Below are 11,969 nucleotides of genomic sequence, written 5' to 3' on the forward strand. Positions count from 1 at the left end.
CGCTATACTTGAATTGATTATTTACTATAGTGAACAATGTCGATGAAAGAACTAAAGACCGATGCGCTGTGGACGCATCTGCACTGGCTGACGGTGCTGGCCGAGCAGGGGAGTTTTACCGCCGCGGCCGATCGGCTGGAAGTCAGTAAGGCGGCGATGTCGCAGAAGATTAAAGAGCTTGAGCAGCTGGCGGGTGTACCGCTGGTGACGCGAACCACGCGCAGCGTACGATTGACCAGCGCGGGTGAAAAGCTGGTTGACGATCTTCGAGCGCCGTTTGCCCAGATCGAACAGAGTTTTTTCAGCGTGCGTGATTCTGCCGGACCGCTGCGTGGCCTGGTTCGGGTCACTGCACCGGTGGCATTCGCCCGCCAGCAGCTGGTGCCGCATATCACCGCATTTCTCCGCCAGCATCCGCAGGTCAGGGTACAGCTGGAGGTCTCTGACCGGCTGGTTTCTCTCGCCAGCGAAGGGTTTGATCTGGCTATTCGCCACAGTAACACCCTGCCGGAAACCCACGTCGCGCTGCCGCTGTGTACGACCCGTGCACTGGTCGTGGCATCACCGGACTATCTGGCACGCTACGGTACACCGGAGACGCCGTCGTCACTGAGCGAGCATCAGTGCCTGTATTATCCACGCGGCGTGGAACCTCCCCGCTGGAGCTTTCAGCCTCTTTCCGGTGGTGAAAGGTTGGCAGTTAACGTCAGCGGCCCGTTTGCCACCAATAACAGCGAATCGATCCGCGATGCGGCGCTGGAAGGGTTGGGCATCGCACTGCTGCCGGATTTCAGTGCGCAAGCAGCATTAAAGGAGGGGAAGCTGATTCAACTGCTGCCAGAGTGGCAAACCGTCGGGGCCTTTGCCGATATGCTGTATGTTGTGCGCCCGTGGTCGGCCCAGGTGCCGCGCGCGGTAAGTGGCTTTATCCACTGGCTGCGTGAGGCATTTTCCGCCGGGTGACGCCTTCATTCTGTTGCCGAAGGTGGGCGATAACGTTGCGACCGGTTGCAGGAAATAGTTGATCGTCCTCTCAAATAAAATATTTATTTCCTTTTGTGATTTATTGGAAAAATAACTTCATTTATCCTGCAAGCCTTATTTCGTCAAACTTGCCGGAGATGTTTTATGTCAGCCATTCCCAGCCTTGAAACGCTGTTACAGCAGGAAGCCACCGTTCGCGTTAGCCAGTTTGATTTTGATACCGCATGGAAAATTGGCTCTCTGATCCGTGAGCGTGCCGTCAGTGAGAAGATGCCGGTCGCCATTGAAGTGTTCGCGTTTGGACAGGTGTTGTTCAGCACCTCGCTGAGCGGTTCGAGTGCGGAAAACCTTGAGTGGATTGCACGCAAGCGCCATACCGTCCTGCGCAATGCCCACTCCTCGCTCTACACCCAGGAGCTGAATAAGTCACAGGGCACGCCGATGTCCGAGATGAACTACATGGACCCTGAGCGTTATACCGACAGCGGCGGCAGCTTCCCGATTTTGCTGGGTAACGGCGGCGTGATAGGCACGGTCACCGTCAGCGGTTTGCCTTCTCACGAAGATCACGCGCTGGCCGTCTGGGCCATCCAGCAGGTGCTCTGAACCCTCATCGTGTAGCCGGATGGACTACCCTTATAGTGTGATAAAACTAAGGGGTATCTGTATGCCGCTAACCGATCGCCAGTTTGGCCTGATTGCCGTTGATAAGCAGGGCAGCAATGTCCTGTTTCTCAATCCGCAGACCTTTGCCGTAGAGCGCGAGCTTAACGCTTTTCCACCCCGTCCTCATGAGTTGCTGATCCTGCCCAAACAGCGCAAAGCCTGGGTGCCGATTTACGGTGATGGCATCCACGGCGATAACCCCCATCCCGGTCATAAAATCGCGGTTATCGATCTGGTTTCTCGTGAGCTGACGGGATTTATCGATATCAGTCCGCTGGAGTCGCCGCATACCGGGCGGTTGGGTAGTGATGGTTACGTCTATATGTGTTGTGAAAATAGCGCGACGATTCTGATACTCGATCCGGAAAGTGAACGGATGATCGGCCATATTCCGCTGACTTCATACAACAGCCACCGACTGACCATTTTGCCGTCCGGGCGTAAATTATTTACCGATAATGAAGAGGATGCGACGATTACCGTCGTCGGACTGGCTAACGGCAGAGGTGAAGTGCTGGATAATATTCTGATGCCGGGGCCCATCAGCGGTATTGCCGCCTCGCCGCTCTATCCTTATTTGGTCGCTACCGATGCGCGGCGACCGCTGCTCTATGTGGTTGATGCGCAGAGCCATCGTATTCGGCAGCATCTGCCGCTGAACGGCCACAATAAAGCAGCACAAATTACCCGCTTCAGCGAAGATGGTTCCCTGCTGGTGGTCATTGGCGATAGCGAGCCCGTTATCAGCCTGTATGATGCCACCCTGAATCCACTCGGGCAGATTGCCGTCGGCCATAAACCCATGGATGGCTGCTTCAGCCCGGACAACAGCCAGCTGCTCATCGCAAACGAAGATGACGGTACGCTGAGCGTGATCGATCTGGCCAGCAGGCAGGTGATTGCCACGCCGTCGGTCGGCCGCGGCTGTGAAGTGCTGAGCTATTTTGCCCTGAATTAACCTAAGGAGAGTCATGAAAAGCTATCAAGTGGCGTTGATCCCCGGAGACGGTATCGGCGTGGATGTGACTGATGCAGCCTGGCAGGTACTGGAACACAGCGCGGCTAAGTTTGATTTTTCCCTCAGCGGCGAGCGTTTCCCGTGGTCCTGTGAGTACTATCTTGAGCACGGTGAGATGATGCCGAAAGACGGCATCGATAAACTGCGCCAGTTCGATGCCGTACTGCTGGGTGCCGTAGGCTGGCCGGAAAAAGTGCCTGATAGCGTGTCATTACACGGCCTGCTGTTGCCCATCCGCAAGCAGTTCGATCTGTTTGCCAATGTCCGCCCCCACCGCCTGCTGCCCGGTGTAGAAGGCCCGCTGCGTAGAGGTGATTTCGATATCCTCTGCATTCGTGAAAATACCGAAGGCGAGTACAGCGGGGCTGGTGGTCGCATTCACCAGGGAACGCCGGATGAGGTTGCGGTTGAAACCTCTATTTTCACCCGGCGTGGCGTTGAACGCATCCTGCGTTTCGGATTTGAGGCGGCGCGCAAGCGCAGCAAGCGTCTGGCATCGGTGACCAAATCCAACGCGCAGAAGTTCACCATGGTGATGTGGGATGAAGTCACTGAGGAGATCGCGAAGGAATATCCTGACGTCAGCGTAACCCGTTATCATATTGACGCCATTGCAGCCCGCATGGTGATGAACCCGGAAACCCTGGATGTCATTGTTGCTTCCAATCTGTTTGGCGATATCTTGACCGATCTGGGTGCGGCGATTCAGGGCGGACTGGGCTATGCTGCTTCAGCCAACCTTAATCCGAATCCGGGTGTGCCATCGATGTTCGAACCGGTACACGGTTCCGCTCCGGATATTGCCGGCCAGGGGATCGCCAATCCGATTGCGGCAATCTGGTCAGCGGCGCTGATGCTGGAGCATCTGGGTGAAACCAGGGCGGCTGATGCTATTCTGCATGCCGTTGAAGCGGTTACCGCAGAAGCGAAAGTGAACGGTAGGTTAACAACGGCAGAAATCACCGCAGCGGTGATCGCCGCTATCTGATTTCAATCCGGGCCTCTTAAATCAGGAGGCCCGTCTGAAAGGAGCCTTTGCAGTATGGAAGCGCACGGTATTACCGATATTATTCAGCCCGGCCTGCGGGTGTTGTTCTGTGGTATCAACCCCGGAAAATCGTCAGCTCATACCGGCTTTCACTTTGCCCATCCCGGTAACCGATTCTGGAAAACTATCTTTCAGGCAGGATTTACCCTGAGCCAGCTCAAACCCGAACAGGAACAGCGGCTGCTGGAAACTGGCTGCGGCATTACTATGCTGGTGGAGCGTCCGACCGTACTGGCCAGCGAGCTTGCAGGCAACGAACTGCGTGACGGCGGGCTGGCGCTGAGGGAAAAAATCGAACGCTATCGACCGGCGGCGCTGGCCGTTTTGGGAAAACAGGCCTATCAGCAGGCCTTTCGCCGCAGCAAAGTGGAGTGGGGCAGGCAGCCGGAGTTAATCGGTGATACGGAGGTCTGGGTTCTGCCTAATCCCAGCGGGCTGAATCGTGCTTCACAGGAAGAAATGAGCGCGGCCTATGCGGCGCTGGAGCAGGCGCTGACGGCGCGCGGCGTTTGAACGTTTAAAAGAGAAAAGCCCCACTAAAAAAATGGCCCCGTAAAGGGGCCATTCTGTTACGCGATGCTTCGATTAATCATCGAGGAAGCTGCGCAGCACTTCGGAGCGGCTTGGGTGACGCAGCTTGCGCAGCGCCTTCGCTTCGATCTGACGGATACGCTCACGCGTTACGTCAAACTGCTTGCCCACTTCTTCCAGCGTGTGGTCGGTATTCATATCAATACCAAAACGCATACGCAGAACTTTCGCTTCGCGGGCCGTCAGGCCTGCCAGCACGTCGTGGGTGGCAGAACGCAGGCTCTCAGAGGTGGCAGAGTCCAGCGGCAGCTCCAGCGTGGTATCTTCGATAAAATCACCCAGATGTGAATCTTCATCATCACCAATTGGCGTCTCCATGGAGATTGGCTCTTTGGCAATTTTCAGCACCTTGCGGATTTTATCTTCCGGCATCAGCATACGCTCAGCCAGTTCTTCCGGCGTCGGCTCGCGCCCCATTTCCTGCAGCATCTGACGGGAGATACGGTTGAGCTTGTTAATTGTCTCAATCATATGCACCGGGATACGGATGGTACGCGCCTGGTCGGCGATAGAACGGGTAATCGCCTGACGAATCCACCATGTTGCATAAGTCGAGAACTTATAACCACGACGGTATTCAAACTTATCTACCGCTTTCATCAGGCCGATGTTGCCTTCCTGAATCAGGTCGAGGAACTGCAGACCACGGTTGGTGTATTTCTTCGCGATAGAGATAACCAGACGCAGGTTAGCCTCAACCATCTCTTTTTTCGCACGGCGGGCTTTCGCTTCACCGATAGACATACGACGGTTGATATCTTTTACCTGCTCGATAGTCAGACCGGTTTCTTCTTCAATCTGTTGCAGTTTTTGCAGGCTGCGATGGACGTCTTCAGAAACGTCGTTCAGCTTCTCTGACCACGGTTTGTTCATCGCCAGTGCGGCTTTGAACCAGGTTTCGCTGGTTTCATTACCGGTGAACAGAGTGATGAAGTTTTTCTTCGGCATCTTACACAGTTCAACACACAGCTTCATGATCAGACGTTCTTGAGTACGAACGCGGTCCATCATGGTACGCATGTTATTCACCAGGTAGTCGAACTGCTTCGGTACCAGGCGGAACTGCTTGAACACGTCGGAAAGGTTCTGAATTTCAGCGATAGCATCAGCGTGGCTGCGGCTCTTCGCTTTAATCACAGTGCGGGTGGCTTCATACTGCACGCGCAGATCGTTAAACTTCTCACGGGCCAGTTCAGGGTCGATGCTGTTGTCATCTTCCGAACTGTCGTCGTCAGACTCTTCGTCTTCATCTTCGTCGTCATCACGCTCTTCTTCAGAGAGTTCAGAACCGACGTGAGTTGCCGTTGGGGCCAGATCTTCTTCAGCATTTGGATCGACAAAGCCGATAATCAGATCGGACAGGCGTGCTTCACCTGCTTCTACGCGATCGTACTGTTCCAGCAGATAGGTAATGGCTTCAGGATATTCCGCGACGGAGCACTGAACCTGGTTGATACCATCTTCAATGCGTTTTGCGATATCGATCTCGCCTTCGCGCGTTAACAGCTCAACGGTACCCATTTCGCGCATGTACATACGCACCGGGTCGGTTGTACGACCGATTTCAGATTCAACGCTGGATAAGACCTGAGCGGCGGCTTCTGCTGCGTCTTCATCGGTGTCGGTGCTGTTTTCGTTCAGCATCAGATCATCGGCATCGGGTGCTTCTTCTACCACCTGGATGCCCATGTCGTTGATCATCTGGATGATGTCTTCGATCTGATCGGAGTCGACGATATCTTCCGGCAGATGGTCATTGACCTCGGCATAGGTCAGATAGCCTTGCTCCTTACCACGGGTGACAAGAAGTTTCAGCTGTGACTGCGGGTTTTGCTCCATAAGACGGTATCCACACTTCTGTTAAATTAGATTGGTGTCGGTCGGCTAACATGCCAACAATAACAGTGAGGGCGTTTGGATTATTGCCGCTGCCCATCGTGGCGGCTGTCAGGGTCTACCTGACGGATAATCGGCACCTAAGCCGCTGAGATCTCGTTTCGAAGCTCGCGCTTCTGAATTCTGTCGTTTAAGTGGATGAGCAATAAAAATGTCATCCGCTGTCAATAATCTGTAGTGTAGCTGATATGGCTTTTACTGCTTTTTCAGCGCCTGGCTCAGCGCCCATAATTCGCGGCGCTCTTCGGCATTCAGCCCGTGAGTACGGTCGCGGGCGATGAGCTCTTCAAGCCGACGCTCAAGCGCGGCATCGTACATGCTGGCCAGCGCATCCTGAAACATGGTGTCGACTTCGTCATCAACAATCATATGGTTCCAGGTTGCCAGCGTTTCAAGGCTCTGGCTAAATTTTGTTCCACGGTATAACTCTAGTAGCTGTCCGGTGGTCAGGCCAGGGTGAGCAACGCAAGTACTCACTAATTCTACAAAGAGCGGGAATCCTGCGACCTCTGACTGCTCCAGTCCTTCAAGGGAAGGGACCATGGCACCCAGATGCGGATTCTGCACCAGCAGCCCAATAAGTATACGCATGGTCGTGCGTTTTAGCTGGGGCTGCGCGGGCGGTATAGCATTTTCGGCCTTACCAGGCATCAGTTTCTCAAGCTGACTGTCGTCAAGAATGCCCAACTTATTGCCCAGCTCCTGGCGCAAATAGATACGCAGCGTTTCACCTGGCACCTGGCTTATCAGCGGCAGCGCAAGGGTACTGAGCTGGGCACGGCCATCAGGAGAACGTAGATCAACCTGCGGCATCAGCGTATCAAACAGAAACCCTGACAGCGGCATGGCCTGCTCCATCCGGGCCTCAAACGCCTCTTTGCCCTCTTTACGAATCAGCGTATCCGGGTCTTCACCGTCGGGCAGAAACATAAAGCGTAGCTGACGCCCGTCGTTCATGTAAGGCAGAGCCGTTTCCAGCGCGCGCCAGGCGGCTTCACGCCCCGCCCGGTCACCGTCGTAGCAGCAAATGACCGTATCGGTGGTGCGGAACAACAACTGTATATGCTCTGCCGTGGTTGAGGTTCCCAGTGATGCAACGGCGTAATCCACGCCAAACTGCGCCAGGGCAACCACATCCATATAACCTTCTACAACCAGCAGTTTGGCCGGTTCAGGATGATTCTTTTGTGCTTCATACAGGCCGTACAGCTGGCGACCCTTATGGAAAATATCGGTTTCCGGCGAGTTCAGATACTTAGGCATCCCGTCGCCGAGTACGCGGCCACCAAATCCAATCACCCGCCCGCGTTTATCGTGGATGGGGAACATCACGCGTTCGCGAAAACGGTCGTAGCTGCGCCCCTGATCGTTGGTCACCAACATTCCGGCATCGATCAGCGTTTGCTTATCATCCGGATTACGGCCAAAACGCTTTAAGGCGTTGTCCCAACCCGCAGGCGCAAAGCCGATAGAAAAGTGCTGTATAACATCATCGCTCAACCCGCGCTGTGCCAGATAATCACGGGCGCCAGCGGCCTGGTTTTGAGACAGCGACTGCTGATAGAAATCGCGCAGGCCGGTCATCAGCTGATAAAGACTTTGACGCTGGTGGCGCTCAAGCTGGCTGGGGCCGGAACCGCTTTCGTACGGCACTTCCAGACCATAGGCCGTCGCCAGTTCTTCAATGCTTTCGACAAACTCCAGACGGTCGTAATTCATCAGGAAGTCGATGGCGTTACCGTGCGCGCCACAGCCAAAACAGTGATAAAACTGCTTTTCGCCGTTTACGGTGAAGGAGGGGGTTTTCTCATTATGAAAAGGACAGCATGCGTGATAATTTTTACCCTGCTTTTTTAGCTTAACGCGAGCATCGATAAGATCCACGATGTCCGTGCGGGCCAATAAGTCATTGATAAAAACACGCGGAATGCGTCCAGCCATAAATCCCCTTCGAATGCTGCCCTGAGAATAATCCGTTATTCACTTATGGCTATAAACGAGAACAAGCCGCGCATTCCTTTCGGAAAGCACGGCCTGATAACTACTAACTTGTCTGTGAAACGTGAGGGCGAACCCTCAGAAAATTAGTACAGACGAGTGCGGCGTGCGTTTTCGCGAGCCAGTTTCTTCGCGTGGCGTTTTACTGCAGACGCTTTAGCGCGCTTACGTTCGGTAGTAGGTTTTTCATAAAACTCACGACGACGAACTTCAGCCAGAACGCCTGCTTTCTCGCAAGAACGCTTGAAGCGACGCAGTGCTACGTCAAATGGCTCGTTTTCACGTACTTTAATTACCGGCATGTAACTCTCACCTCGGATAAATTCGGTTTTGCCGCTGGCATCAGTGCCAGCTCATTTCAAAATGGTGCGGAATTTTACTCCAACACAGGCTGCGTTGTAAAGCACCATAGCATAAAGTAACCAACAGATGCGCCTGTGCGGCTGCCGGCTTTTTTCAGGGGGCCGATTATACATCAAACAGGCATCGGCGGTGGTAAAAAATTCACCTTTTGCACAACAGTTAACCGCAGGAAGGTTAAAATTGCCGCCGTTAAAAGCCCGCTCGTGCTACACTGCGCGCCGCAAGAATTGAGGTAAAAAAAGACAGCCATGCGTGTTCTCGGAATTGAAACATCCTGCGATGAAACCGGCATTGCCATTTACGACGATGCTGCGGGTTTGCTCGCTAATCAACTTTACAGCCAGGTCAAACTGCACGCTGACTACGGCGGCGTGGTGCCTGAACTGGCTTCGCGCGACCACGTGCGTAAAACCGTTCCACTGATCCAGGCCGCGCTGCGTGAAGCCGGGCTACAGGCGCAGGATATCGACGCCGTTGCCTATACCGCGGGCCCGGGACTGGTGGGTGCGCTGCTGGTGGGAGCAACCATAGGCCGTTCGCTGGCCTTCGCGTGGGATGTGCCGGCGATCGCCGTGCATCACATGGAAGGGCACCTGTTAGCGCCGATGCTGGAAGATAATCCGCCGGAATTCCCGTTTGTTGCACTGCTGGTTTCCGGTGGCCACACCCAGCTTATCAGCGTCACCGGTATCGGCGAATATACGCTGATGGGCGAATCGATTGACGATGCCGCCGGTGAAGCCTTCGATAAAACCGCTAAGCTGCTGGGGTTGGATTATCCCGGCGGGCCGATGCTGTCGAAAATGGCGCAGCAGGGCGTAGAAAAGCGTTTTGTTTTCCCGCGACCGATGACCGATCGTCCGGGGCTGGACTTCAGCTTCTCCGGCCTGAAAACCTTCGCTGCCAACACTATCCGGGATAATGACGATAGCGATCAGACCCGTGCCGATATTGCGCGTGCGTTTGAAGATGCGGTGGTGGATACACTGGCGATAAAATGTCGCCGTGCGCTGGATGAAAGCGGGTTTAAGCGTCTGGTGATTGCCGGCGGCGTGAGCGCTAACCGTACGCTGCGCAGCAAACTGGCGGAAATGATGCAAAAACGCGGCGGCGAAGTGTTTTACGCCCGGCCTGAGTTTTGTACCGACAACGGCGCGATGATCGCCTATGCGGGCATGGTACGCCTTAAAGGCGGTACTTATGCCGGGCTGAACGTGACCGTGCGCCCTCGCTGGCCGCTGGCGGAACTGCCGGCGATTTAAGCCTGACCGCCTGAAATCGCTGTATTTCAGGCTGGCTATTCAACATTACGGCTGGGGTTTATCCTGGCCGTTTTTCTTTTTCTTTTTCTTCTTCCAGATTTTATTTTCCTGGCCGCGCCAGAGGCGCTGGATGTTGTCATGATGCCGCAGCAGGATCAGGCAGGAGAGCATGGCGACCGGAAAGGTGAACTGCGGTTTGAACCACCAGACATAAAACGGCGCAATCAGTGCGCTGATAATCGCCCCCAATGACGAATATCCACTGAGCAGTACGGTCAGCAGCCAGGTGCCGGTCATCAGGCCGGTCAGATCCCAACCGATGGGTGCAATGGCTCCGAATGCCGTCGCCACGCCTTTGCCGCCCTTGAAATGGAAGAAAACGGGGTAGATATGGCCAAGACAGGCCGCAATCGCGGTCAGGCCAAGGTAGAGCGGCGTAATGCCCTGACTGTAGGCCAGCCAGACCGGCAGCATACCTTTGAGAACATCAAAAACCAGTACCGTCGCCGCCGCAGCTTTCCCGCCTAATCGCAGTACGTTGGTGGCACCCGGGTTGCCCGATCCATTTTGGCGTGGGTCCGGCAATCCGAACAGTCGGCAGACCAAAATCGCGCTGGAGATGGAGCCACACAGATACGCGAAAAGGATCATGCCAAGCGCGAATACACTCATAACACCGTTCCGTCTTGTTGGGGTCGTTTTGTTGTTAACATCCGTGGATAATACGCATAAACCGCCGGGGATGGTATCCGGCAACCACAAAAACAGAGAGCCGTATCATGGATATCGTATTTATTGATCAATTGTCCGTTATCACCACCATCGGCGTTTACGACTGGGAACAGACCATTCAGCAGAAGCTGGTGTTCGATGTCGAAATGGCGTGGGATAATCGTAAAGCTGCCGCCAGTGACGATGTGAATGACTGTCTGAGCTATGCCGATGTATCAGAAGCGATTATTGCCCACGTACAGAATGGAAAATTTGCGCTGGTTGAGCGCGTAGCGGAAGAGATAGCCACACTCTTGCTGAACCAGTTCGCCTCGCCCTGGGTGCGCATCAAGGTCAGCAAACCCGGCGCCGTTGCGCAGGCACACCAGGTTGGCGTGATTATCGAACGCGGTAATATTCCGAAATAAATTCAATGTGATTGCCATCACAATGAAACCAAATCACAGTAAGGTTTGTCTTAAGTTGCGACTTAGGGGTGATCCTGAATTTTTACTGTAAATTCAGGGCTGATTGGCGGAAGCGTTAGCGACCGCCTTTTTCATGATTTTAAAGGGCTAAAGGTATTTTGATGGCAGATATTCATCAGCTATGGGTTGCAGCGATACTAGGGATAGTTGAGGGGTTAACGGAGTTTCTCCCCGTGTCATCTACCGGGCATATGATCATCGTGGGTCATCTGTTGGGGTTTGAGGGAGAGAAGGCGGAAACCTTCGAAGTTGTTATCCAACTAGGTTCGATTCTTGCCGTAGTGGTGATGTTCTGGCGTCGTTTGTTCGGCCTGATCGGTATTAACTTCGGTGAAGTTAAGCATGAAGGCACCGGCACCGGGCATTTAACGCTGATTCATATCCTGTTGGGTATGGTGCCGGCGGTGGTTATCGGTCTGCTGCTGCACGACAAAATTAAAACCCTGTTTAACCCGGTTAACGTGATGTATGCGCTGGTGGTCGGTGGCGTCCTGCTGATTGCTGCCGAACTGCTGAAGCCGAAACAGCCGAAAGCGGTAGGCGTGGATGATATCACCTATCGTCAGGCGTTTATTATCGGCTGCTTCCAGTGCCTGGCGCTGTGGCCCGGTTTTTCCCGCTCGGGTGCGACCATCTCCGGCGGAATGCTGATGGGCGTAAGCCGCTATGCCGCATCGGAATTCTCATTCCTGCTGGCGGTGCCGATGATGATGGGCGCCACCGCGCTGGATCTCTATAAGAGCATGGGCTTCCTGAGCGTCGCCGATGTGCCGATGTTTGCGGTGGGCTTTGTGACCGCCTTTATCGTGGCGCTGATCGCCATCAAGAGCTTCCTGCATATCATCAAACGGATTTCGTTTATCCCGTTTGCGATCTACCGCTTTATTATCGCCGCTGCCGTTTACGCGGTGTTTGTGCTGTAAGTGATACCAGGGGCGGATCGC

General features: G+C 54.3%; 12 protein-coding genes. 8 read left to right on the plus strand and 4 right to left on the minus strand.

All coding sequences use genetic code 11. From position 1 onward, the window contains the following. Nucleotides 1-42: 42 nt before the first annotated feature. The 5 genes from JOE09_RS11730 to mug all read left to right on the plus strand — a co-directional run bounded on the left by JOE09_RS11730 (nucleotide 43) and on the right by mug (nucleotide 4,229). Nucleotides 43-963, plus strand: a complete 921-nt coding sequence (locus JOE09_RS11730; RefSeq protein ID WP_200560228.1) for a LysR family transcriptional regulator — start codon at nucleotides 43-45, stop codon at nucleotides 961-963. A 165-nt stretch (nucleotides 964-1,128) separates the two neighbouring features. Next, nucleotides 1,129-1,590 carry a heme-degrading domain-containing protein gene (locus JOE09_RS11735; protein ID WP_200543499.1) on the plus strand — a complete coding sequence of 154 codons (462 nt, stop codon included), beginning with the start codon at nucleotides 1,129-1,131 and terminating at the stop codon, nucleotides 1,588-1,590. Nucleotides 1,591-1,651: 61 nt separating this feature from the next. Beyond that, nucleotides 1,652-2,608, plus strand: a complete 957-nt coding sequence (locus tag JOE09_RS11740; RefSeq protein ID WP_205065885.1) for a beta-propeller fold lactonase family protein — start codon at nucleotides 1,652-1,654, stop codon at nucleotides 2,606-2,608. A gap of 13 nt (nucleotides 2,609-2,621) precedes the next feature. Continuing rightward, nucleotides 2,622-3,656, plus strand: a complete 1,035-nt coding sequence (locus JOE09_RS11745) for a tartrate dehydrogenase (protein WP_205065886.1) — start codon at nucleotides 2,622-2,624, stop codon at nucleotides 3,654-3,656. Between the two features lie 54 nt (nucleotides 3,657-3,710). Continuing rightward, complete coding sequence (gene mug / locus JOE09_RS11750) at nucleotides 3,711-4,229, plus strand: G/U mismatch-specific DNA glycosylase (RefSeq protein WP_205065887.1); 519 nt, start codon at nucleotides 3,711-3,713, stop codon at nucleotides 4,227-4,229. 72 nt (nucleotides 4,230-4,301) lie between these two features. Here the strand turns inward: mug and rpoD are convergent, their stop codons facing one another. From rpoD to rpsU, 3 genes are all read right to left on the minus strand, one after another. Continuing rightward, complete coding sequence (gene rpoD, locus JOE09_RS11755; protein ID WP_205065888.1) at nucleotides 4,302-6,146, minus strand: RNA polymerase sigma factor RpoD; 1,845 nt, start codon at nucleotides 6,144-6,146, stop codon at nucleotides 4,302-4,304. A gap of 252 nt (nucleotides 6,147-6,398) precedes the next feature. Continuing rightward, on the minus strand, nucleotides 6,399-8,144 hold the full coding sequence (dnaG, locus tag JOE09_RS11760; RefSeq protein ID WP_205065889.1) for a DNA primase: 1,746 nt from the start codon (nucleotides 8,142-8,144) through the stop codon (nucleotides 6,399-6,401). 143 nt (nucleotides 8,145-8,287) lie between these two features. Next, the gene (gene rpsU / locus JOE09_RS11765) at nucleotides 8,288-8,503 is read right to left on the minus strand and encodes a 30S ribosomal protein S21 (protein WP_001144069.1); all 216 of its coding nucleotides are present in this window, start codon (nucleotides 8,501-8,503) and stop codon (nucleotides 8,288-8,290) included. Nucleotides 8,504-8,812: 309 nt separating this feature from the next. On the opposite strand from rpsU, the gene tsaD reads away from it, so the two are divergent. Next, on the plus strand, nucleotides 8,813-9,826 hold the full coding sequence (tsaD, locus tag JOE09_RS11770; protein WP_200543506.1) for a tRNA (adenosine(37)-N6)-threonylcarbamoyltransferase complex transferase subunit TsaD: 1,014 nt from the start codon (nucleotides 8,813-8,815) through the stop codon (nucleotides 9,824-9,826). Nucleotides 9,827-9,871: 45 nt separating this feature from the next. On the opposite strand, the gene plsY is transcribed toward tsaD, so the two are convergent. Next, nucleotides 9,872-10,498, minus strand: coding sequence for a glycerol-3-phosphate 1-O-acyltransferase PlsY (plsY, locus tag JOE09_RS11775; RefSeq protein ID WP_205065890.1), 627 nt, complete (start codon nucleotides 10,496-10,498; stop codon nucleotides 9,872-9,874). A gap of 107 nt (nucleotides 10,499-10,605) precedes the next feature. Between plsY and folB the strand changes: the two genes are divergently transcribed. Together folB and bacA are read left to right on the plus strand one after the other, a co-directional pair. Continuing rightward, a complete protein-coding gene (gene folB / locus JOE09_RS11780) occupies nucleotides 10,606-10,965 on the plus strand; it encodes a bifunctional dihydroneopterin aldolase/7,8-dihydroneopterin epimerase (RefSeq protein WP_205065891.1) in 360 nt (119 codons plus the stop codon). A gap of 161 nt (nucleotides 10,966-11,126) precedes the next feature. Beyond that, nucleotides 11,127-11,948, plus strand: coding sequence for an undecaprenyl-diphosphate phosphatase (bacA, locus tag JOE09_RS11785; RefSeq protein WP_200560223.1), 822 nt, complete (start codon nucleotides 11,127-11,129; stop codon nucleotides 11,946-11,948). Nucleotides 11,949-11,969 lie beyond the last annotated feature (21 nt).

It is taken from the genome of Pantoea coffeiphila, from assembly GCF_016909495.1.
In the GTDB taxonomy this organism is placed as follows: Bacteria; Pseudomonadota; Gammaproteobacteria; order Enterobacterales; family Enterobacteriaceae; genus Erwinia; species Erwinia coffeiphila.

Coding starts and splice junctions, on each gene's coding strand:
- rpoD (WP_205065888.1), bottom strand. CDS start 6,146: ATGGAGCAAAACCCGCAGTCACAGCTGAAACTTCTTGTCACCCGTGGT.
- mug (WP_205065887.1), top strand. CDS start 3,711: ATGGAAGCGCACGGTATTACCGATATTATTCAGCCCGGCCTGCGGGTG.
- JOE09_RS11730 (WP_200560228.1), top strand. CDS start 43: ATGAAAGAACTAAAGACCGATGCGCTGTGGACGCATCTGCACTGGCTG.
- plsY (WP_205065890.1), bottom strand. CDS start 10,498: ATGAGTGTATTCGCGCTTGGCATGATCCTTTTCGCGTATCTGTGTGGC.
- tsaD (WP_200543506.1), top strand. CDS start 8,813: ATGCGTGTTCTCGGAATTGAAACATCCTGCGATGAAACCGGCATTGCC.
- JOE09_RS11735 (WP_200543499.1), top strand. CDS start 1,129: ATGTCAGCCATTCCCAGCCTTGAAACGCTGTTACAGCAGGAAGCCACC.
- dnaG (WP_205065889.1), bottom strand. CDS start 8,144: ATGGCTGGACGCATTCCGCGTGTTTTTATCAATGACTTATTGGCCCGC.
- folB (WP_205065891.1), top strand. CDS start 10,606: ATGGATATCGTATTTATTGATCAATTGTCCGTTATCACCACCATCGGC.
- rpsU (WP_001144069.1), bottom strand. CDS start 8,503: ATGCCGGTAATTAAAGTACGTGAAAACGAGCCATTTGACGTAGCACTG.
- JOE09_RS11740 (WP_205065885.1), top strand. CDS start 1,652: ATGCCGCTAACCGATCGCCAGTTTGGCCTGATTGCCGTTGATAAGCAG.
- JOE09_RS11745 (WP_205065886.1), top strand. CDS start 2,622: ATGAAAAGCTATCAAGTGGCGTTGATCCCCGGAGACGGTATCGGCGTG.
- bacA (WP_200560223.1), top strand. CDS start 11,127: ATGGCAGATATTCATCAGCTATGGGTTGCAGCGATACTAGGGATAGTT.